We start from the raw sequence: 19802 nt of genomic DNA on the forward strand, positions 1-19802 counted from the left end.
GTTTGGGAGGATATAGCCTCTATATGCGACCGAATGCTTCATGAGTTTGCTGGTTTGGGAGGATATAGCCTCTATATGCGACCGAATGCTTCATGAGTTTGCTGGCTCGGGAGGATATAACCTCTATATGCGACCGAACGCTTCAAGAGGCTGCTAGTTCGGGAGGATATAGCCTCTCTAAACGACCGAACGCTTAAAGGGATGCCAGTTTGGGAGGACATAATCTCCATAGCGATCGAATGATTGTATTGCAATTCATTAAGTTGATTTGCCTCCCTGTTGATTGGAGCGGAGGGCACTCGACTCCTGCGGGATATAGAGGTCACTGGAGACCCCGCAGGTGCCATAGCGCCGAGGAGGCTTCAGGACCTCCCCGCGGAAAGCGAGTGCCCGGAGCGGAAATCAACAGGCCCGTTAGCAGAGACAATCATTTAATAAAAAAATTGTCGAGAAAAGTAACCTTTCTCGACAATCTGCGAAGAGTCAAAATTGAACTCTCCTTTTACTCGTTTATATATTTAGTGATGGAATCTTTTAATGCTTTTGCATCCTCATATCCTTGATTATAAAGTACCTCTAGTTTACGCGGATTACGTTCAATTCTTCCTACTTGAAGCGGAACTGTAGGGCGGATGACAAAGAGGCTCCCATTTTTCTCTTCTTCATCCAAGTAATTGAGCGTATCATTATATAGTTGATAGCGATTCCGAAGTGCTGTTAACAAACCACTATATTCAGGGTACCTTCTGCCAGCCAGAAAATGAAATTTAGATGGCTTTTTTTGATACCCGGCATTACGGGTTAAGATGACAATATTTTTTTCATAGCCATCCTGTTTTGCCTTTTTGATCGGAATGGGGTCGCTGATTCCGCCATCGAGCAGAATTTTTTCCTTAAAACGGATTTCAGGTGCAATAAACGGCAATGAACTGGAGGCCCTTAATACAGTCAGAAGATCTTTCCCATAATCCTTTTTACTATAATAGACGGGTTCACCAGTCATGCAATCAGTCGTCCCGATGACAAATTCTGAAGGATTTTGATAAAACCTGTCAAAGTCGTAAGGAATATGTTTGTTGGGAAGTTCATCAAAAATAAAATCCATTCCAAAAATTTGCCGATTCTTAAAATAGTTTTTCCACGAAATATATCGCGGGTCAGAAGCATATTCAATCGTGACGGTTTTATTTCTGCCTCTTTGTTTCGATAAATAGGAGGCTGCATTGCATGCCCCAGCAGATACGCCAATAACATAGGGGAAGAACATTTCCTGCTCTAAAAAGTATTCGAGGACACCCGCAGTATAAACACCGCGCATCCCTCCGCCTTCCAAAACCAAACCGACTCGATGATTCATGCAGATCCGTCCCTTCTTTGCCAATTAAACAATAGAAATTATAGATTATCTCTGCCCATTTGCAAAATGAAAAGACCTTTTTTAGCTCATAAAAAAAGACTGTCAAAGACAGTCTATCATCCCTCACTTATTTTATTAACCTGAAAATCCATGGGAAACGGTATTCCTTTCCTTCGTACGCTTTCACCGCGGCAATAATATTAAATACTGCGGCCGCGATACCGACCACCCAAATTAGGAACAGCCCGACGAGCAGAACAATTAGGATACTACTAATGACAAAGTAAACAATATAAGAAATTGTGAAATTAAAATATTCCTTCCCATGATAATCAATAAATGCTGATTCTTCCTTCTTTAACAGCCAAATAATCAGCGGTCCAATTACAGGCACAAAGAAATTCAACACATACATGACAGCAGCCATTGTTCTTTCCTCATTACTAACCAAACGCGCTCCCCCCTAATAAATACTCCTATATACTATTACGCAAAGCATATTTAAATGTGTCATTAGTACCAAAAAACACCGGAAAAATAATGAAAAAGCCTTTAATAACCACTTCTCCCTTGTTAAAATGGATAAAATACTATAAACACATTCAGAAAGGTTTTATTTATGAAAAAATTACTTTTAAAAAACGCGGCCATTTACCCGGTTACATCTGCACCGATCCGCTGCGGTGATGTATTAATTGAAAATGGAAAAATAATAAAAGTAGACGAAAACATCACCTATGACGAAGACATCCAAATAATTGATTGCGAAGGGCACTGCCTCTTTCCTGGATTTATTGACGTTCACACCCATTTGGGTTTGTATGACGAAGGTACAGGCTGGGCCGGCAACGATGCCAACGAAACACATGAGCCAATGACGCCGCACATTAGGGCCATTGATGGGGTTCATCCACTAGATCCTGCTTTTACAGATGCGGTAAAAAGTGGCATCACCACAGTCCATATTATGCCGGGAAGTGCCAATGTGATTGGCGGAACCACCGCCATCATCAAAACTACCGGAAAGAATATCAAAAAAATGATTGTCGAAGAGACGGCAGGGCTAAAGATTGCCCTAGGGGAAAACCCGAAGCGAATTCACAGTCATGGAAACAGTAATTCCATAACAAGAATGGGAATCATGGGGATGCTTAGAGAAGCTTTCTATCAAGCCATTAACACGGATAATCCTGATGATTTTCGGATTAACCCCCTCGTTATGGCACTGAAAAGAGAAATACCTGTGAGAATCCATGCACATCGTGCAGATGATATAATTACTGCATTACGGCTCGCTGAAGAGTTTAATCTTGATTTGCGAATTGAACACTGTACGGAAGGGCATCTAATAGCGAATGAGCTTTCCGGTCTTGGCTTACAGGTATCGGTTGGCCCGACTTTAACGCGGAGATCGAAAATCGAACTAAAAAACAAAACATGGAAAACTTATCAGGAGCTTACCAAGCATGGTATTGATGTATCGATTACAACTGACCATCCATATGTACCCATTCAATATTTAAATATTTGCGCAAGTCTTGCCATCAGGGAAGGCTTACCGGAACAGAAGGCGCTTGAAGGTATCACAATCCTGCCGGCCAAAAATCTGAAAATCGATCACAGAGTAGGAAGTATTGAAGCAGGAAAAGAGGCGGATGTGGTCCTATGGAGCCAACACCCTTTTCATTATTTGGCGAAACCATTATGGACAATGATTGGCGGTGAATTCATCTATCAGGATTCGTAGAAATTTGTTGAAAAATGGTAAAAAATTTCACCAAAAATCCTACAAATAACTATTTATTTTTTGAAATTTTTCTTGTATGATTTTCTAGGTGAAACTGATTTCATTAGCGTAATTCCATTGGGGGTTTACAATCAAAATCTGCTTTACACAAACAATTGAAAATTGGGAAGGCAAATGGTGCGCCACCAGTTATGACTGGTTCTAGTGGGTTCGATTCCCACCCCGAAATTTTTTTTAAACTTAAAAAAATTTCGAGGGTGGACCGCTTCTTTTGACATGGGATCGGAATGCCCTAAATGGAGGGATAATCATGTTAAAAAAACGCGATGTACATGACAGCCACGAATTATACGATCTAATTACGCATCCAGATGTCTTCCCTTTTGTGCGCCAAAAAGCCGCTTCCTATGAGGAATTTTTATTTATGACAAAACAAACCATTGAAGCCGAAGAGCGCGGGGAGATCATATCCCGGACGATCCTTGATGAATGGGGAACACCAATTGGGACCATCAGCTTATTTGATGTTGAGGGCAACGCCGGATTTCTGGGAACATGGCTCGGAAAACCATATCATGGTAAAGGCTACAATAGTTTAGCTAAAGACGCATTTTTTCAAGAGTTATTTTATGAATTAGGCATCGAAACAGTTTTTATGAGAATCCGTAAAGTTAATATTCGCTCCATAAAAGCTGCGGAAAAACTCCCCTATGTTATGAAAGCAAATGAAGCTAGAAAATCGTTGTATGAACAATTAAATGCAAATGGTGACATTTTTGATCTATATGAAATTCCTAAAGATCTTTATACCTTAAATTTACTGCGAAACGGCTCAAATTTAGGAGAATCTCAGCGTCTGGAAGCATAAAGCTGATTGTGCAAGAAAAGGCAGTCGTGGTTATTAAAACCCCGATTGCCTTTTTTTAGTAATATGACAAATTATTCCGTTACGTTTTGTTCCATTGATTCATTTATATCACTAAGACCCATATGGAGCAAAAATTCTTCTAGTTCCTCGTTTGTCAGCGTTTCAAAGCGGCCATCATGAAAAAACACTTGGGTTTGATTAGGATTAATTCGATTGAGGTTAAAACTCATACTCTTTGCTCCTTTCATCGATGATTACTTACTATTATTAACAAAAGGAGCTGCTATCATACTTGACTATCAAATAGTTCAAAAAATTATAAATCATTTTCCAGTGTCTAAATCAACTTTTAAAAACTTTTCCTAAAACATCACTACCCCCGGTAACGGGAATAATGCTACCCGTAATAAAATCAGACTTTTCCTCTACGATAAAACCGATCACACGAGCAATATCTTCGCCAGTTCCCTGTCTTTCGAATGCTGCTGCACTGATTTTCGCTTCTGTGGCTTCCATAATATTCTTTTCTTTCCATTTATTTGTGATATCCCCTGGACAGACCATATTTGCTGTAATGCCGTATTCTCTTTCCTCTAACGCAATGGTCCGGGTTAAGGAGGCTAGGCCAGTTTTTGCAGATGCAAAGGCTGACCGGTAAATCCAGCCAGGAGCAGTTTCTGCCCTGTCAAAGCCCAATGTAATAATTCTTCCCCATTTTTGTTTTCGCATTAAAGGGATAATCTCTTTAGATAAATAAAAAAAAGAACTTAAATTTCCGTGAAGGATATAATTCCATTCGTCAAAGGTATATTCCGCAAGTCTTTTTCTCTCATGTACATATGGACCTGCATTATGTATAAACACGTCGATGGACCCAAATGCTGATACGGCTTCCTTTACAATGCGGTGACAATCCCCTTCATTGGCGACATCACCTTGAACGGCAAGGCTTTTTGTTCCGAATTGACTGTCTAATTGCTTTGCTAAAGAATTTGCTTCTGCATCACTATTACGATAGTTGATTACAAGCTGATACCCTTTTTCTGCAAGGTGGAAGGCTGTTGCCTTTCCTATTCCAGATACCCCTCCTGTAATCAAAGCTGTTCGTTTTTCCACAAACAATTACCTCTCTAAATATATTTTCACCCTATACTATATGTTAAAAAGAATCCTCTATTTATGCAAATATTTACTTTGGACTGGACAAAATCCTTGGATGGTAATCCCAAGATTTAATAACCTATGGGCATTCATCTGCATACTATACCGTAACAATGTGTAAAGGATGTGACAGCATGCAGACTGTTATCAACATTTTCAGCTTTAAAATCAACAGTGTTTCAAACAATGGGTCTGTCAACATCGGTGACGCACTTCATAATGCTCATACGGCCAATACTAAATCCCAGGGACAAAATGCTTCCTATGGAGATTTCGCACCGCCGACTGCTGCTATGGAGAATGTCTTTATTGATCCGGACATCAATGATATGGGAGATATCGCGAATCCATCTAACGTCTTTTCAAATCCCATATAAAGGACTGAAAAATTATCATGCCTTTTCAAATTAATATATTTAACATTAAAACAAATGCCATGAATAATAATGCCAACATTGATTTTGGCCCGATTGTCCAAAACAGCCATACCTCCAACCAAAAATTAATCGGTACGAATATGGCTTTTGGTGATTTATCCCCTTCATCCTCCGGTCATGTCAATGTTTATACCGATATTGATATTACCGATCAGGACCAAATTGCAAACCCTTCAGCCCCGATTTTGAATCAAATATAAATTTTAGCAATCGAAAGGATGTAATGTTATGTTCCCATGGAATATGTTCCCTTTTAACAAAGACGTGAGGGAATCTCTTCAAAAAATGAAACCAGATGAGATTGACAAATACGTTCAGGATATCATTGGCAAGGTTTTACCCGGAAATATGAAAGGAATGATGAACCCGCAGGAAATGTTCAGTGGCTTTGGGCCGCAATCCTCCACTTCTCAGCCTGGAACCGGGGCATTAAACTCCTCAGCCTTTGAGACACACGATTACGTATTTGTAAGGATCCCCATTAAAGATGAAGAATGGATCAAAAAACTTCGCCTGTATCATACGTCAAATCAGCTTATTCTCGAACACATCCCCGAGCCCGGAGATAAACACACCATCACCCTCCCAGCCATTGTCAAAAAGAAAGGTGCAGCAGCAAACTATAAAGATGGCACCCTTGAAGTAAAAATCCCGAAAAATATTGATATGCAGTTTTCACAGATTGATGTAACGGAAATTTTGTAATACTAATTTCTTGCATGTTTTTTTTATCAAATTAATAAGATGAAATAACTGGCCATTTTCAAGGGGTGATATGATGGAGATTGATAAATTAAAAAAATGGATGGATGCAGCGCATAGCTTCCAATCTGAGGATTTTTGGAACAATATTTTCGATTCCAAGCAAACTTCTGCAGCCCCTTTCAATCCACAAACCATCAGCGATTTTTTTCCAAAATGTGATTTATTTGAGGAGGATAATATGCTGATCCTTGAGGCCGAGGTCCCCGGATTGGAACGGGATCATCTCAATATATCCATCCAGCAGCAGGTGCTTACCATCAAAGGGGAATTTAAATCACTGCAGACTAATCGCAAGTATCATATTAAAGAACGGGCTAATCGGAAATTTAAGAAGGAATTAATACTTCCGTATCCAACGGTCTGCCAACAAATAAAGACAGATATTAAAAACGGGATTTTAATGATTTTTATGCCCATTAATCTAGAAGAAGTTGAAGACATTCCTATTACCTTTAATTCTACCGATCCTGAATAAAGTACAATGATGCAAATTTTCCCTGGAAAATTCACCAAGATGCAAGGGCATAAAAAAATTTCCGAGTTAGAGAAAAGAATTGCTGCTCTTAAGGCAGCCATACAGGAATTTAAACAAGAAACAGAGTCAAAGAAACAGAATGTAAAAAACGATAATTTAAATTGGCATAATCTAAATAAACCTTTGATTGAAAAATTGACAGTGGGGAAGCAGGATAGCATCATTAATTTTGGTCAGTTAGATATTAATGAACTCTCAGGACATTTAACAGTTGGAACATCGTATGAAGGAGATTTTTCCGAAGAAATAAAGGCTAAGATAAAAGAAAAGCTTGAAAAGAAAGGCATAAAAGATGCTGAGGTTTAAAAAAGACAGCCAAGGGCTGTCTTTTTTAATGTCCATTAGTAGAATTGTCGTGACCTTTCATATCCATATTTGAGTGGCTGGCATTTGGGTCTTCTGGTTCACTTGGTGTTCCGACAACGAAATCCTTTTTGGGCATGCTGTGCATGTCTCTTGCAGTCACATGGGAAATTACATAGTAGGTACCTTCTGTTGGAAAGGATTTTTCTAATCGGTAAATTCCATTTTCCGCATGTTTAACATTGATTTTTTCATGTTTTTCGTCTTTTGACCGCCAAATCTCAAACGTCACTTCATCTGCGTCCTCAACTGCTTCTTTTCCTTGAGTTACCTTTGCCTCAAATATAACCGGCTTATTTGGTTCTGCTTTTTCCGGTTTAATAGTGAGGGCTACCTCTATTATTTGCGGAGGCTTATTGGCTGCGTTATGATTTTCCTGTTTACCGCAAGAGGCTGCCAAAATTAAAAAAAGAATAGACAGCACACACCAAAGATATTTTTTCAATTATATCCCTCCAGTCTCTTCACTTGAATTGTACATACTTACCAATATTATTGCAAAAAATAGATTTTAACAAGTCAATGAAAGGAGAAACCTATGACAACACCATACAGATGTCCAAATTGTAAAACCAATCGAAGCCGTTTTAATATTATTCAACAAGTATCTCATTCCGTAAAAATGGATCCTCAGTCGGGCTCCGTCGTTCGAGAATACGCCAGTAATGAGTTAGAACCGTTTCATCTTCCATACAACGGACCTGATTATCGAGTTCAATGCGGAGCCTGCGGATTAATTGAAGATGAACGAACATTTATCAAACATGGCGAACAGCCAATCTAGTATTTCACTAAAAAACACCTTATGGAGGAATCTCCTCTCATTAAGGTGTTTTTTGTTTATAAGTTATTTTCTTTAATAAATTGCTTTGAATCAACCTTCCAAGCATCTGCAGGAGAAAATCGCACCAAATGGATAGCTCCTTTATAGATTTGTCGGCCGCGATTTTTTATCACCCAATCAATTTCAACGGGAACTTCCAAGCTAATCTCTTCTGATAAATCCTCTGGCGGCAATAATTCCATGCGTGAAATTCTAACATTTTCAATATTCTTTAGAATTGGCTTCAAACGGATATTTTGCACCGAAGCCTCTGAAATAATGCTTGCATCCTGTTGTTTAAAGCCGGTTATGTAAGCATTGATTACCTCGTAAGGATTGGCTTCTCCTAGATAATCGTCCAATTTTCCGGCTGATTTGAGAATCATCAGCTTATGGGATAAATCCATGGAATTTGTCCGATGCGTTGTGCTCCCATAAAAATGAATGCAAAAATGACCCGGAAAATTATTTTTTAAAGCACCGGCTCCATGGGGCATCCCATGCATGGAAGCTGCAATCCAATTGTCTTTTTGATCCATGACGATTATCGCCCTGCGTTTCCAACTCCATTTTCCGCCATAAATTTTTTTCATGATTTTCGTATCTTTTACTGTTAATGGCTGGACATCAGCATGATTACTGCCAGCACGCCGCTGCACCTTAAACCGTTTCCCCGTTTCCAGATCGATGACGGTAAATTTAGAATACCTCGGCAATATTTCATCGACCTGTTTCCAATCAAGCATTTCGATTTTATAACTGATATCACTATCGGCCTGAACCCTTTGCCCAACGAGGAGGATGCCGATCAATAGCCAAATGATGGATATCTTCTTCATTAAATCCTCCTTAATACAAAAAATATACTATTTAAAGAGTTACCTGAAGAAGTCATATTCATTCATTAAATTTAATAGGCCTGCCCCCGCTGCTTAACTTAAGCAGAGTGGTGGCAGGCCATTATTTATTGCATTTTTTCTTTTAGGACTTCGACTGCTTTCTGAACCTGGGTATCGTCAGATTTGATTTTTTCCCTTAATAGTTCCATCAGCTTCATGGTAGAGTCGCCTTTTAAGATTCCATCAGCCGGCAGGTTATTGGCGGTTTGGAATGCGGTAACGGCCTCTTTTGTCTTCTCATCAAAGAATCCGTCTTCACGGCCTGGGTCAAAACCAATGGCTTTTAACATTTTTTGAGCGGTTTGCACTTCAGCTGAAGATGTAGATAATGACAGCTCTTTGTCAGGATTAATGATTGACAAGGATGCATAATCCGGTAATGCCACTTCCACATCAGGCTTAATCCCTTTTTTATGAATCCAATTTCCGTTAGGTGTCAGCCACTTGGCAATCGTAAATTTCAGGTTGGACCCGTCTGTGAAATTGGAAGCAGTCTGCACAGTTCCTTTCCCAAACGATTTTTCGCCAACCAAAGTAACACCAGCCGATTCTTTAACGGCTGCAGCAAGGATTTCAGATGCACTGGCGCTGCCTTTGTCAATCAGGACAACTAAAGGAAGATTTGGATTGCCCGCATTTTGCGAGGCAATTTCTTTAATTTTCCCATTGCGATCTTCTTCCTTTACAATCACTTTTCCTTTCGGGACAAACATACTCGATATACTTACAGCTTGGTCCAAAAGACCGCCTGGGTTCTGTCTAAGGTCTAATACAAGACCTTTCATCCCTTTCTTTTGCAAATCATTTAAAGTACTTGTCAATTCTTTTGCGGTATTAGTTGAAAAGCTTGTAATTTGCACTTTCGCGATTTTGTCATCAACCATTTCCCCATAGACAGTTTCAATCGGGATTTGATCGCGAATAATCGGTACAGAAATCGGGGTATCTTGTCCTGCTCTCTTAATGGACAATTCGACCTTCGATCCCTTCTTCCCCCTAATAATGGTTACAGCCTGAGTAGATGTCATGCCCTGAATGGTTTTTCCATCAACAGATAGAATAATGTCATTCGGCTGTAAACCGGCTTTTTCCGCTGGGGACCCTTTAATCGGCGAGACAATCATAATATGACCGTCTTTTTCTTGAATCTCGGCGCCAATACCTTCAAATGATGAAGAAATGCTGTTATTAAAATTCTTGGCCTCATCTTTGCTCATATAATCAGAATAAGGGTCGTCCAAGGATTCCACCATTCCGTTAATGGCTCCATTAATCAACTTTTGATCATTTACTTTTTTGTAATAATCCTTATTCAAGGTGTCAAATGCTTCATACAGTTTTGCAAATTCTTTTCGGTCGTTGTTAACTGTCACTACTTTTTCATCACCAAATGAAAGGGCAACTGTAGTGATTCCTGCTGATAAAAAAACAATCAAAAAAAGCAGCATAATAAAGTGAAATCTTTTTAAACGAATATATCCCGGCTTATTGTTATCCGTCATTTGCTCCTGCTCAACTTTTTCCTGATCCATTTTCTCTTCTTCCAAAGCCTTCACCACTTTCATTAACCATCAAAATAAGAAGCGGACTTGCTTTCTTAACTAGCAAAGTCAAGACTCGCTATTATTTTAAAGCACTTTATAAAATCTAAAAAATTTACCCTTAGTGTTTAGAATAACATCTTTTTAATAAATTTAACAAAGAAAAGTTAATGAAAAAATTATTAAATATTAATTAAAAATAGTAACCCCCTTCACGTCGGGAAGGGGGTTATGTCGATTATTCCTTAATAGATGCTTCCAATGCGACTTCAATCATATCATTAAAGGTCAATTGTCTTTCTTCGGCCGTTGTCTCTTCACCGGTTAAAATATGGTCACTGACAGTTAAAATAGACAGTGCTCGCCGGCCAAACTTAGCTGCAAGAGTATAAAGGGCTGTTGTTTCCATTTCAATAGCAAGAATTTGATATTTCGCCCACTTTTCAAGCTCGGCATTATCGTTATAAAAGGAATCCGCAGTAAAAACATTGCCAACTTTTAAGTTAAGCCCCTTCTGCACCCCTGCATCATAGGCATTTTTCAATAAATCAAAATTTGCCGCAGGCGCATAGTCAACATGCCCAAAAGTCAACCGATTGATGTTAGAATCAGTTGAGCTGGTCATGGCCAAGATGACATCACGAACCTTTACATCCTTTTGGATGGCACCGCATGTACCGACCCGAATTAAGTTTTTCACATTATAACTTTGGATTAATTCATTCACATATATAGAAATGGACGGAACTCCCATTCCTGTTCCTTGAACAGATATTTTTTTCCCTTTATATGTACCAGTAAATCCGAACATATTCCGAACTTCGTTATAACACACTGCTTCCTCTAAAAACGTCTCAGCAATGTATTTGGCACGAAGCGGATCTCCCGGAAGAAGTACTGTTTCAGCAATTTCATGCTCTTTTGCGCCGATATGTACACTCATCAATGGAACCCTCCTTATTATGTATGTGCAATAACATGTTGCACCATAGTCACTATAACATACAGCTTTTTTTAATAAAAACCAAAATGAGAAAAAACATGATTTTTTATTTTTTGTGGGGAATTATATTTGTAGGTCCAAAATTATATTTTGAAAATTATCTATTGGAGGTTTGAAAATGGGAAAAAAACATCGAAACCGAATTCGCGGGCAGAAAAAAAATAATCACGTGCCGCCGGAAGCCATCATTGCTGAACATGAGGCACATGCAAAAGAGGATAGTGCTACTGGAGGCAGAAAGCACTAATGCATTAAAAGAGGCTGACAAAACGGGTCAGCCTTCCTTATCTGTTAAAAGAACAATTCTATTTATCGGGTACCAGCCGCCAGGCTGAAGTTGAAAGTAATATTGACCGCCGCGTCCCTCATCAATTAAAACAATATCCCATGTGGATAGAAATCTTCCTTTATACTTGGGAGGGATTCGATCTGTAACATTAAATTGGCTAAAGGTTTCCTGAAGACACTGTTCTCTGCTGCCCGCTTGAATGGTTGTCCGGTAAACCTGTTTATGCCCTTTCCTTTCGCGATGTTTTGGAGTTTGAAAGAGCGTCACATCATATTGAATACAGGTCCTTCTTGTCAGCATTTTGATCATAATACCCCTCCAATTATTTGAATAATTTGTCTATTTTAATAATTAAAGACGGGTATTGTCGATTCCTTCAAAGAAACAACACTAATTTTGTCGAAAGAAGTTTTTTATAAAAAAACAATGGTACCTTGTACTATAGTCGGATTTTCTAGAATTTTTTTCGGCAATTTTTGAATTTTGTCCAAACCTAAATTACCAAATTTTTATAGATTATCCCTGCCAACGGGCCTGTTGATTTCCGCTCCGGGCACTCGCTTTCCGCGGGGAGGTCCTGGAGCCTCCTCGGCGCTTAGGCGCCTGCGGGGTCTCCAGTGACCTCTATATCCCGCAGGAGTCGAGTGCCCTCCGCTCCAATCAACAGGGAGGCAAATCAACCTGCGTTTTAGCCACACGCTTTTTCGAACCTGGCAAGTGTGTAGCTTTTATGCGAGACATTTTCTATTCGATTCCTTTGAATTTGTCCTTCATCGGCCTCATGAGGGACATTTCTCTCGAATATTCCTTTAATTTTGTCCTTCATCAACTCTGATTAGAAGATACTTGTTTCATCTTGTAATGTTGAAGTTTTAATTAAATACACCTGTTGTTTGGCGCGGAAGGCACGAAGACTCCTGCGGGAGTACGGGGCAGGGGAGACCCCGCAGGAGCGAAGCGACAAGGAGGCTCCCCGTCTCGCCCGCGGAAAGCGTAGTGCCTGGAGCGCCAATCAACAGTCTTGTTGAAAGGCCTTTTATTTACGCGGTGAATCATTATAAAAGGCGGATAAAATAAAAGGCTATCGATGTTTCACGACAGCCTGACAATGGTACCATTGTTTAACACTTATTAATTATTAAGAATATCTGCCAATCACATTTTGGATTTGCTGACTTAGAGATGGGAGATCAGAATTGGTAACGGTCATTCTTACGTTTGTTTCATCCGTTCCGAGTGCTTCTGAGAATAATCCGGAAAGTCCTCTTGCCTTGCGGTCGACCTGGAACATTAGGTCAAGTCCGCCATTTCCCGCAGGGAAGAACACAACTTCAAGCTCATCTAAGCGTCCACGGAATGGTCCGGATACCGGAACAAACTCAAATTCTTGAACAAAAGGCAGGCGCCCGCGCAATCTTCTCGGCGCTTCCTCGCAATCGGCCTCACGAATTCTAAATCCAAGACTGTCGACAGCATCAAAGACCGCAGACATTAACGGGTTGGGGACAACCTTGAGATAGTCTTTGTCCCCCGGATCCACAGCCCCTTTAATATCTAATCCAGTGGAAACCCATACTTTAGACCTTCCAATAGATAGCGGAGTATCAAATGGCAACTGAAACGTAAACGGGATTTCCTTTTTCTCATTCACAATAATTGTAAACGGTGTGGTGATCCGGAAACGGTCGATGGTGGCAGTAACCGTATACTTACGGTCATCAGACTCTTTTAAGTAGGTAGTATTTAAAGCAAGGTAAATTTCATCAATCTGTTGATCCGCTTTACCCCCTTTTATTTCTACAACACCTTTCACTGTTTCTCCCGGCATGTAAGTGTCCTTTTCAAGCTTCGTGTCCACTGTCGCCGCGCCAATTCCAACACTGACAAACATTTTGTTAAAGAATGACATTGTTCATTCCTCCTAAATCAGTCATAAGATTTTGTATATCTTTTTTTACTTGTACGCAATTGTCATAAGGTGTCTCAAGCATGAGCAATTTTCGTAAAATGTGTTTAGCATTATCTGTTATGTCTAACTCCTCTTCCCAGCTCTTTTCCTTCCCATTTTCGGGAAATGAGAAGTTTGAATATATCAAAAACAGCAGAAAGTGACCCAGACCATAAAAATCAGCCTGGAAATTCAGCTCTTTCCGGGGGTTCGATTCCTTGGATTTTTTACCTCCGACTTCATCCAAAGATCTGGCCAAACCCAGATCAATTAACTTAATCGCTGCCCCGTCAAAAATTACATTTGGAATCCGGATATCCCTATGAACAATATTCCGCTCATGAAGATAGCCGATCATCTCAAGCAGCTCATAGGCAATGGAAAAAGCTTCTCTTTCAGATAACTTCCATCCCTCAGAGAAAATAAGCTGCTCGTAATTCTTACCCTTGAGATATTCCATTGTAAAATACGGTATATGTTTATATGTACCCCCCTCAAAGTAATGTGGGAAACCCGGATGGTGAATGGAGTTCAGCAATTCCTTTTCAAATTCAAACCCTCTCAGGCCAATTTTGGTGATTCTTTTATGAAGCCTTAATGCTTTTAAAACTTTATAATCTTGGGAGGAAAGATCAAGTACTAAATAGCTATGGCCGTAACTTCCCATCCCAAGATGCTCCATCACCTTATAGCGGCCAGAAATTATTTCTTCACTGGAAAACGGCTTTTCAATAAAACTTGATAAACCTAAAATTAACCTTTTATACATTTCGGCCATTTTTTTCACAGTTAACTGCTAAAGAAACTAGAGAGGAAGCTGCCGCTTTTATGTTTCTTTTTATAATGATAATGCCCCATCTGGCTGTGCTTATAATGGTTCTTTTTTTTCCAATAATCACTTGAAGACCCATACTTTTGATGATGCAGCTGGTTTTTAAAAATTGATTTAAGGATTTTTTTGAACATCCATATCCCCCCATTCTTTCGTATTCATATATACGAGAGGGACAAAAAAAGGTTTCGCGATTTTTTAAATTAATAGGACGTTTTACCCTTATAAAACAAAAAGCGAGCAGGGACTGCTCGTCTTTCGTTTTCATCTATATAATAGTCATTTTTTTAGGAAAGCGGTTATAACTTAATCATCCTGTACTTCTTCATCAATAATGCTTTTTTCAATTAGATATTCAAACGTAATATCTGCGATTTCCTCTAATTCCTCTTCGCTAGGAACGTATCCTCTTTTGACAAGTTCGTGAAAGAAAAATTCAGCAATTTCTTCTGTATCAATAAATACTTCAATTTCTCTCAAGTCATCGCCCCCTTTTTACAGAATGTATGACCGTTAAAGCTTTTTCATGCTAGTTACTTTGGGATGTCTAATTGGTTCGAGGTGGAATTTTATTGAAGATTAAAATTTTTCAGTTCTGAAATTGCTGGACAAGCATAGGATGTATAACAAGATAACCACGAGGTGATTGTATGACGAATTTACTTTGGAAGTTTGAGGCATGGATAGAAGATGTAAATCGTGAGGATGGCATCACCCTCCAATATTTCGAAAAAATCTTAGATTACTTGTTTTCTCTTATTAAATGGGCTGGTATTCCATTTATTCTTTATCTATTGTTTGAAATATTCACCTGACAGCTAGACATGGCTTTTGCCATCGTTATTAACAAGACTTTCCAACTTCTTCAGGATAACCCGCATAACTTGATAATATTCTTGATCTTGAAATAATTCATAAAGAATTCGGTAGTCATTAAATATGTCTAACAGATTATCAATTAATTCTTTTTTCTCCTTTTTGCGAGAAATTTCTTCAAATTCTGCTTTTCTAACCATGTTCTGTATATTTGGACTTTTTGTTGTTTTATCTTGTTTGTTCACTAAGTATAAAAGACCAAGCTTTTGAATAAATGTATCTGCACTTTCAGCATCAGCGACAAGTGTCAGTTCTTCTTCCCCGACTTCCAGCCATTCCCCGTCACTTACCCTTGACAATTCGTAAATGACATCTTCCCAGGCGTCTTCTTTATAGCGCCAAATTTCTGTCCGAAAGCCAATCACTTTAAAAAGATCGGCACCATAGCCGCTAACTTGAACCAAATCGCCGATAAAAAACTTGTATTCTATATCAATTTGTTCCTGTTCTAAGACCTTGCCATCATATTCCGAGAGCAATTCCAATGCTGATTCATTAAATAAACCGTGGCTTTTATTGACTTCATACACATAAGCTCCGTCCAGCCATTTCACATCCGTCACTCTGCCTACAGTCCCGTAAATTGTAATCACAACCGTATCACCTATTTTATACTTTGGTTTTTTCCTTTTTGTCATTTCCTCTCCTCCCCTTTAAAAAATAGCCGTGAATTTTGATTACAATAGTATATGCGAACATCTTTTTAAAAGCGCTAGACATTTTTAAAATGAAAAAATCGCCTCATCATGAAGGCGATTTATCAGTCTTTATGCTCTGACAAAGTATATAGCTGCCAGGCCTCATCAAAGGTTGACATAGAATCCAAATAATGGCCGTTAAGTTCAAGATAGGCCGTTAGTTCATAATAATCCAGTGAATATTTAGGAAAGTCATGGTCCAAATAGGCGTGATTGGCAAACCGGCTGACTACGTCTTTTGGGGCCGGATGCCGGTATTTCATTAAAAAGTGGTAAAATGATTTATTCATTGATAAAACGCCTTTCTAAAAAGACTTCTTTTTATCAATAAATAATAATCCAACCACTCCCATGTGTCCAGTACTTATGAAAAATCAAAATAGTTTCTTTTTAATAAGCGTGGGATGCTCATAAGCTCCTTAAAAGTAATGATCTTCCCAACCTTCTTGCTGTCAATTAAAAATAATTGATCTTCTATTTCTTTAATGGTCGCCTCGCTTTGATATACCATGGAACAATCAGGACAGTCGAAAGCAGGTGTCTCCGTGATTTCGATTGCCCTCGAGCCATCAGGCAATTCCCAATAAACTGTACCGGAAACACTTTTTACGTTTTCACTGCTGCACCACTCACAAACCAAGACCATCAACTCCTTTCCCTACTCTGTTGGCGAGTCTGTATTTACTTCGGTATTTTGCTCCGTTTCATTTTCCTTTTGGATTAACGCTTGATACTTTTTCTCCTTTAATTCATCCCGCTTGCTACGCTTATCCTTTAGTGTGGAGTGGGCAGGATCTTCGGTGTATCCCTTACGGCGATTTAATCTCGACAAACCTTCCGGAACAAGATTAAAATGCTGGTCATTCATAATTCCAGCGATGCCATTGAGCGATTTTTTCTCATCTATATCTGGATAAACCTCTTTAAAATAGGCATCTGCTCTGCCAGGCAGATAATTTTCCGGCTCCGGATAAGAGGTAATCACTCCTTCAAAATTGCGGAGGACAACTTTCTCCGGGCTTTGGGAAATTAGATAATTTGGCTGCAGAGCAATTTTTCCGCCGCCGCCGGGAGCATCTACCACAAAGGTAGGTACGGCATACCCAGAAGTATGGCCGCGAAGTCCCTCAATGATTTCAAGCCCCTTGGAAATTGGGGCACGGAAATGGCCAATACCTTCTGACAAATCACATTGGTAAATATAATATGGCCGTACCCGAATTTTCACAAGGTCATGCATTAATTTTTTCATAATCGGAACACTGTCGTTGATTCCGGAAAGGATAACGGACTGATTGCCAACAGGAACACCGGCATTTGCTAGCATTTCACAAGCATGTTTCGAATCTTCCGTTATTTCAATTGAAGTATTGAAATGTGTATTTAGCCAAACAGGGTGGTATTTTTTTAAAATGTTGCAAAGGTTTTCTGTAATTCTTTGTGGAAAAACAACAGGTGCTCTTGTCCCGATGCGAATAATTTCGACATGGTCGATTTCGCGCAAATTCTTCAAAATATATTCCAAAATATTATCATTAATCAACAGCCCGTCTCCGCCGGAAATGAGAACATCCCTTACCTGCGGGGTCTGCCGTATATAGGAAATGGCCGCATCAAGCTGCTTTTTCGGGACACCCATGCCAATCTGCCCGGAGAACCGCCGTCTTGTACAATAGCGGCAATACATCGAGCACTGATTCGTGACAAGAAATAAAACCCTATCGGGATAACGATGTGTTAATCCGGAAACCGGTGAATCCTCGTCTTCATATAAGGGATCTTCTAGATCGTATTTTGTCTTATAAATTTCCTTTCCGACTGGGACAGATTGCATTCTGATTGGACAGCGCGGATCATCAGGATTCATCAGGGATGCGTAATAAGGTGTAATGTTTAAGGGGATGGTTTTAGTTGAGATTCTTACACCCTCTTCTTCATCGGGGGTAAGGTTAATTACCTTTTTTAAATCGTCAAGGGTACGAATTGTATTGGTTAACTGCCAGAGCCAATCGTTCCACTGTTCTTCCGTTACATCTTTCCAAAGCTCTATGTCTTTCCAATGCCGGTCAGGCTTATATAAAAATTGTTTCATTCATTATTCCTCCTACTCCTTGCTTACTTTAATATTATGCAAGTATCGTGCCAAAGCGAAAAACTAAGGTGCCCGTTTGTGTTCTGCCGGTCGGAAGGAAGAATTGAATACTTATTTCATTTTTAGAAAATGAAAAGGTGCCGAAAAATCGGCACCAATTAACCTTACCTCAATTTTTTTAATTTATATTGTAAAGTCTGTCTTGGGATTTCCAAAAGCTCTGCAGCCTGTTTTACATTGCCGCCGGATTGCTCCATCGCTTCGATGATCAGTTTTCTTTCAAGGTCATCAATATGTTGACGCAGTGACATATTTACACATTCCCTGACAGTCCTTCTTATATGGGATGAATACTGCTTTAACATGATTGGCAGATCTTCAGTGGTTAATAAACTGCCATTACAGACATTCATCATATATTCCAATGTATGTTTTAATTCACGGACATTACCAGGCCATTGATAATCCATGAAGAAGAATTCCAGTTTTTCTTCCATTCCTTGGATATTTTTTTTGAGTTTATTATTAAATTCTTGTATAAAGAATTTGCATAAATAGACGATATCTTCCTTTCTTTCCCGAAGCGGCAACAAAGAAAAGGTAAATACATTTAAGCGAAAATAAAGGTCAGAGCGCAGTTTTTCTTCTTGAAGAGCTTTATTTGGATGAACGTTTACCGCAGCGATGACACGGACATCCACGGTACTAGTTTCAGAACTGCCCACCCTTCTGACCATCCCCTCCTCCAAAACTCTAAGAAGCTTCGCCTGCAATTCAATTGGCATAGCGTGAAGTTCATCAAGAAACAGGGTGCCCCCATCAGCAAGCTCAAATAACCCTTTTCTGTCAACGGCTCCCGTGTAGCTTCCTTTGGCCGTTCCAAACAGCATGCTTTCAAGCAGAGTTTCCGGGATGGCAGCGCAATTTTGGGCAATAAAGGGTCCGTTTGACCGTCTTGATTCATGATGAATTCCTTGTATAAATAATTCTTTACCGGTACCAGATTCGCCGTATACAAGGATAGGAGAATCCGATTTTGCCAGTTTCCTGGCTTCCTCCTTCATTCTATTAAAGCTTGGGTTTACCGTTTTTAAATCATTTAATGTATAGCGGACCTGTGGAGGGATCTTTTTTCCTTTGCTTTTGTTCAGTCCTTTTTGCAAGTCTAGCAGCCTTTCTGCAAGCAGTTTCATCCGCGAATAATCTTTTGCAATTTCAACTGCACCGATAATTTCATCATTCAGCAGAATTGGCAAGGTAGTATTCATGGTGTCAATTCTGGCGCCATGTAGATTAACGTATTCTTGGGTCTGGTTATAGATTGGCTTAGTTGTCTTGATGACCTTTAACAAGGTGCTTGAATCTACTGTTAGGGAAGGGAAAGCCTCTAGCAGGTGCTTCCCCAGAACCTCTGTCACCTCCATTCCATCATGCCTTGCCGCTACTTCATTATAAAAAATGGTTTTCCCTTCGATATTAACCACATGGATTCCTTCATCAATGCTTTTTAAAATGGCACTTAGGACTTCCTGTGTTAAAGCAGTTAATTGGCCCATTATTTCACCTGC

The 19802-nt window shown here is 39.5% G+C and carries 28 protein-coding genes; 10 read left to right on the forward strand and 18 right to left on the reverse strand.

Going from position 1 to position 19802, the window contains the following annotated elements:
• Nucleotides 1-502: 502 nt before the first annotated feature.
• Entirely contained in the window at nt 503-1357 is an 855-nt protein-coding gene (locus tag QNN06_RS21885; RefSeq protein ID WP_213120510.1) for a patatin-like phospholipase family protein, read from the reverse strand.
• A gap of 127 nt (nt 1358-1484) precedes the next feature.
• The gene (locus QNN06_RS21890; RefSeq protein ID WP_249366902.1) at nt 1485-1808 is read right to left on the reverse strand and encodes a DUF4870 domain-containing protein; all 324 of its coding nucleotides are present in this window, start codon (nt 1806-1808) and stop codon (nt 1485-1487) included.
• 168 nt (nt 1809-1976) lie between these two features.
• Between QNN06_RS21890 and QNN06_RS21895 the strand changes: the two genes are divergently transcribed.
• On the forward strand, nt 1977-3104 hold the full coding sequence (locus QNN06_RS21895; protein ID WP_213120509.1) for an amidohydrolase: 1128 nt from the start codon (nt 1977-1979) through the stop codon (nt 3102-3104).
• A gap of 310 nt (nt 3105-3414) precedes the next feature.
• On the forward strand, nt 3415-3972 hold the full coding sequence (locus QNN06_RS21900; RefSeq protein WP_213120508.1) for a GNAT family N-acetyltransferase: 558 nt from the start codon (nt 3415-3417) through the stop codon (nt 3970-3972).
• Between the two features lie 71 nt (nt 3973-4043).
• On the opposite strand, the gene QNN06_RS21905 is transcribed toward QNN06_RS21900, so the two are convergent.
• A complete protein-coding gene (locus tag QNN06_RS21905; RefSeq protein ID WP_213120507.1) occupies nt 4044-4202 on the reverse strand; it encodes a hypothetical protein in 159 nt (52 codons plus the stop codon).
• A gap of 112 nt (nt 4203-4314) precedes the next feature.
• A complete protein-coding gene (locus QNN06_RS21910; RefSeq protein ID WP_284035946.1) occupies nt 4315-5088 on the reverse strand; it encodes an SDR family oxidoreductase in 774 nt (257 codons plus the stop codon).
• Between the two features lie 179 nt (nt 5089-5267).
• Between QNN06_RS21910 and QNN06_RS21915 the strand changes: the two genes are divergently transcribed.
• The 5 genes from QNN06_RS21915 to QNN06_RS21935 all read left to right on the forward strand — a co-directional run bounded on the left by QNN06_RS21915 (nt 5268) and on the right by QNN06_RS21935 (nt 7176).
• Nucleotides 5268-5510: a spore germination protein gene (locus QNN06_RS21915; RefSeq protein ID WP_213120505.1), complete on the forward strand. Its 243-nt coding sequence runs from the start codon at nt 5268-5270 to the stop codon at nt 5508-5510.
• Nucleotides 5511-5527: 17 nt separating this feature from the next.
• Nucleotides 5528-5770, forward strand: a complete 243-nt coding sequence (locus QNN06_RS21920; protein ID WP_213120504.1) for a spore germination protein — start codon at nt 5528-5530, stop codon at nt 5768-5770.
• A gap of 28 nt (nt 5771-5798) precedes the next feature.
• A complete protein-coding gene (locus QNN06_RS21925; protein ID WP_213120503.1) occupies nt 5799-6275 on the forward strand; it encodes an Hsp20/alpha crystallin family protein in 477 nt (158 codons plus the stop codon).
• Nucleotides 6276-6348: 73 nt separating this feature from the next.
• Nucleotides 6349-6810 (forward strand): Hsp20/alpha crystallin family protein, encoded by a 462-nt coding sequence (locus QNN06_RS21930; RefSeq protein ID WP_213120502.1) that lies wholly within the window; start codon nt 6349-6351, stop codon nt 6808-6810.
• Between the two features lie 6 nt (nt 6811-6816).
• Nucleotides 6817-7176: a hypothetical protein gene (locus QNN06_RS21935; RefSeq protein ID WP_213120501.1), complete on the forward strand. Its 360-nt coding sequence runs from the start codon at nt 6817-6819 to the stop codon at nt 7174-7176.
• A gap of 25 nt (nt 7177-7201) precedes the next feature.
• Here the strand turns inward: QNN06_RS21935 and QNN06_RS21940 are convergent, their stop codons facing one another.
• Nucleotides 7202-7678 carry a FixH family protein gene (locus QNN06_RS21940; RefSeq protein WP_213120500.1) on the reverse strand — a complete coding sequence of 159 codons (477 nt, stop codon included), beginning with the start codon at nt 7676-7678 and terminating at the stop codon, nt 7202-7204.
• A gap of 93 nt (nt 7679-7771) precedes the next feature.
• Here QNN06_RS21940 and QNN06_RS21945 point away from each other — a divergent pair, with 93 nt between their 5' ends.
• On the forward strand, nt 7772-8017 hold the full coding sequence (locus QNN06_RS21945; RefSeq protein ID WP_213120499.1) for a DNA alkylation repair protein: 246 nt from the start codon (nt 7772-7774) through the stop codon (nt 8015-8017).
• 56 nt (nt 8018-8073) lie between these two features.
• Here QNN06_RS21945 and QNN06_RS21950 read toward each other — a convergent pair whose 3' ends face one another.
• The 3 genes from QNN06_RS21950 to deoD form a co-directional block, all read right to left on the reverse strand.
• Entirely contained in the window at nt 8074-8895 is an 822-nt protein-coding gene (locus QNN06_RS21950; RefSeq protein ID WP_213120498.1) for a hypothetical protein, read from the reverse strand.
• 125 nt (nt 8896-9020) lie between these two features.
• Complete coding sequence (locus QNN06_RS21955) at nt 9021-10487, reverse strand: lmo1851 family serine protease (RefSeq protein WP_213120672.1); 1467 nt, start codon at nt 10485-10487, stop codon at nt 9021-9023.
• A gap of 247 nt (nt 10488-10734) precedes the next feature.
• A complete protein-coding gene (deoD, locus tag QNN06_RS21960; RefSeq protein ID WP_217033437.1) occupies nt 10735-11439 on the reverse strand; it encodes a purine-nucleoside phosphorylase in 705 nt (234 codons plus the stop codon).
• 178 nt (nt 11440-11617) lie between these two features.
• On the opposite strand from deoD, the gene QNN06_RS21965 reads away from it, so the two are divergent.
• Nucleotides 11618-11746 (forward strand): hypothetical protein, encoded by a 129-nt coding sequence (locus tag QNN06_RS21965; RefSeq protein ID WP_213120496.1) that lies wholly within the window; start codon nt 11618-11620, stop codon nt 11744-11746.
• 27 nt (nt 11747-11773) lie between these two features.
• Here QNN06_RS21965 and QNN06_RS21970 read toward each other — a convergent pair whose 3' ends face one another.
• From QNN06_RS21970 to QNN06_RS21990, 5 genes are all read right to left on the reverse strand, one after another.
• On the reverse strand, nt 11774-12097 hold the full coding sequence (locus QNN06_RS21970) for a YodL domain-containing protein (protein WP_213120495.1): 324 nt from the start codon (nt 12095-12097) through the stop codon (nt 11774-11776).
• An 829-nt stretch (nt 12098-12926) separates the two neighbouring features.
• Nucleotides 12927-13697 carry a sporulation protein gene (locus tag QNN06_RS21975; protein WP_213120494.1) on the reverse strand — a complete coding sequence of 257 codons (771 nt, stop codon included), beginning with the start codon at nt 13695-13697 and terminating at the stop codon, nt 12927-12929.
• Nucleotides 13684-14514, reverse strand: coding sequence for a serine/threonine protein kinase (locus QNN06_RS21980; RefSeq protein WP_249366969.1), 831 nt, complete (start codon nt 14512-14514; stop codon nt 13684-13686). Before QNN06_RS21980 ends, QNN06_RS21975 begins: the two co-directional genes overlap by 14 nt.
• An 11-nt stretch (nt 14515-14525) precedes the next feature.
• Complete coding sequence (locus QNN06_RS21985; protein ID WP_213120492.1) at nt 14526-14702, reverse strand: hypothetical protein; 177 nt, start codon at nt 14700-14702, stop codon at nt 14526-14528.
• 172 nt (nt 14703-14874) lie between these two features.
• Entirely contained in the window at nt 14875-15048 is a 174-nt protein-coding gene (locus QNN06_RS21990; protein ID WP_213120491.1) for a YozD family protein, read from the reverse strand.
• Between the two features lie 170 nt (nt 15049-15218).
• Between QNN06_RS21990 and QNN06_RS21995 the strand changes: the two genes are divergently transcribed.
• Nucleotides 15219-15383, forward strand: coding sequence for a hypothetical protein (locus tag QNN06_RS21995; RefSeq protein ID WP_213120490.1), 165 nt, complete (start codon nt 15219-15221; stop codon nt 15381-15383).
• 3 nt (nt 15384-15386) lie between these two features.
• On the opposite strand, the gene QNN06_RS22000 is transcribed toward QNN06_RS21995, so the two are convergent.
• The 5 genes from QNN06_RS22000 to QNN06_RS22020 form a co-directional block, all read right to left on the reverse strand.
• Nucleotides 15387-16082: a hypothetical protein gene (locus QNN06_RS22000; protein WP_213120489.1), complete on the reverse strand. Its 696-nt coding sequence runs from the start codon at nt 16080-16082 to the stop codon at nt 15387-15389.
• A 122-nt stretch (nt 16083-16204) separates the two neighbouring features.
• Entirely contained in the window at nt 16205-16432 is a 228-nt protein-coding gene (locus tag QNN06_RS22005; protein WP_213120488.1) for a YozE family protein, read from the reverse strand.
• Nucleotides 16433-16506: 74 nt separating this feature from the next.
• A complete protein-coding gene (locus QNN06_RS22010) occupies nt 16507-16788 on the reverse strand; it encodes a YokU family protein (protein WP_213120487.1) in 282 nt (93 codons plus the stop codon).
• A gap of 12 nt (nt 16789-16800) precedes the next feature.
• Nucleotides 16801-18234 (reverse strand): lysine 2,3-aminomutase, encoded by a 1434-nt coding sequence (kamA, locus tag QNN06_RS22015; protein WP_213120486.1) that lies wholly within the window; start codon nt 18232-18234, stop codon nt 16801-16803.
• Nucleotides 18235-18398: 164 nt separating this feature from the next.
• Entirely contained in the window at nt 18399-19790 is a 1392-nt protein-coding gene (locus QNN06_RS22020) for a sigma-54 interaction domain-containing protein (protein ID WP_213120485.1), read from the reverse strand.
• Nucleotides 19791-19802: the final 12 nt, after the last annotated feature.

This window comes from Neobacillus sp. 114 (genome assembly GCF_030127045.1).
Lineage (GTDB): Bacteria > Bacillota > Bacilli > Bacillales > Cytobacillaceae > Neobacillus > Neobacillus rhizophilus.

Bases quoted from the DNA above. Each gene is read 5' to 3' on its own strand.
- QNN06_RS21935 (WP_213120501.1), top strand. From the start codon at position 6,817: ATGATGCAAATTTTCCCTGGAAAATTCACCAAGATGCAAGGGCATAAA.
- QNN06_RS21980 (WP_249366969.1), bottom strand. From the start codon at position 14,514: ATGGCCGAAATGTATAAAAGGTTAATTTTAGGTTTATCAAGTTTTATT.
- QNN06_RS21950 (WP_213120498.1), bottom strand. From the start codon at position 8,895: ATGAAGAAGATATCCATCATTTGGCTATTGATCGGCATCCTCCTCGTT.
- QNN06_RS21970 (WP_213120495.1), bottom strand. From the start codon at position 12,097: ATGATCAAAATGCTGACAAGAAGGACCTGTATTCAATATGATGTGACG.
- QNN06_RS21955 (WP_213120672.1), bottom strand. From the start codon at position 10,487: ATGGATCAGGAAAAAGTTGAGCAGGAGCAAATGACGGATAACAATAAG.
- QNN06_RS21915 (WP_213120505.1), top strand. From the start codon at position 5,268: ATGCAGACTGTTATCAACATTTTCAGCTTTAAAATCAACAGTGTTTCA.
- QNN06_RS21905 (WP_213120507.1), bottom strand. From the start codon at position 4,202: ATGAGTTTTAACCTCAATCGAATTAATCCTAATCAAACCCAAGTGTTT.
- QNN06_RS21985 (WP_213120492.1), bottom strand. From the start codon at position 14,702: ATGTTCAAAAAAATCCTTAAATCAATTTTTAAAAACCAGCTGCATCAT.
- QNN06_RS22005 (WP_213120488.1), bottom strand. From the start codon at position 16,432: ATGAATAAATCATTTTACCACTTTTTAATGAAATACCGGCATCCGGCC.
- QNN06_RS21930 (WP_213120502.1), top strand. From the start codon at position 6,349: ATGGAGATTGATAAATTAAAAAAATGGATGGATGCAGCGCATAGCTTC.
- QNN06_RS21945 (WP_213120499.1), top strand. From the start codon at position 7,772: ATGACAACACCATACAGATGTCCAAATTGTAAAACCAATCGAAGCCGT.
- QNN06_RS21920 (WP_213120504.1), top strand. From the start codon at position 5,528: ATGCCTTTTCAAATTAATATATTTAACATTAAAACAAATGCCATGAAT.
- QNN06_RS22020 (WP_213120485.1), bottom strand. From the start codon at position 19,790: ATGGGCCAATTAACTGCTTTAACACAGGAAGTCCTAAGTGCCATTTTA.
- QNN06_RS21975 (WP_213120494.1), bottom strand. From the start codon at position 13,697: ATGTCATTCTTTAACAAAATGTTTGTCAGTGTTGGAATTGGCGCGGCG.
- QNN06_RS21965 (WP_213120496.1), top strand. From the start codon at position 11,618: ATGGGAAAAAAACATCGAAACCGAATTCGCGGGCAGAAAAAAAATAAT.
- QNN06_RS21900 (WP_213120508.1), top strand. From the start codon at position 3,415: ATGTTAAAAAAACGCGATGTACATGACAGCCACGAATTATACGATCTA.
- deoD (WP_217033437.1), bottom strand. From the start codon at position 11,439: ATGAGTGTACATATCGGCGCAAAAGAGCATGAAATTGCTGAAACAGTA.
- QNN06_RS22000 (WP_213120489.1), bottom strand. From the start codon at position 16,082: ATGACAAAAAGGAAAAAACCAAAGTATAAAATAGGTGATACGGTTGTG.
- QNN06_RS21995 (WP_213120490.1), top strand. From the start codon at position 15,219: ATGACGAATTTACTTTGGAAGTTTGAGGCATGGATAGAAGATGTAAAT.
- QNN06_RS21885 (WP_213120510.1), bottom strand. From the start codon at position 1,357: ATGAATCATCGAGTCGGTTTGGTTTTGGAAGGCGGAGGGATGCGCGGT.
- QNN06_RS21895 (WP_213120509.1), top strand. From the start codon at position 1,977: ATGAAAAAATTACTTTTAAAAAACGCGGCCATTTACCCGGTTACATCT.
- QNN06_RS22010 (WP_213120487.1), bottom strand. From the start codon at position 16,788: ATGGTCTTGGTTTGTGAGTGGTGCAGCAGTGAAAACGTAAAAAGTGTT.
- kamA (WP_213120486.1), bottom strand. From the start codon at position 18,234: ATGAAACAATTTTTATATAAGCCTGACCGGCATTGGAAAGACATAGAG.
- QNN06_RS21925 (WP_213120503.1), top strand. From the start codon at position 5,799: ATGTTCCCATGGAATATGTTCCCTTTTAACAAAGACGTGAGGGAATCT.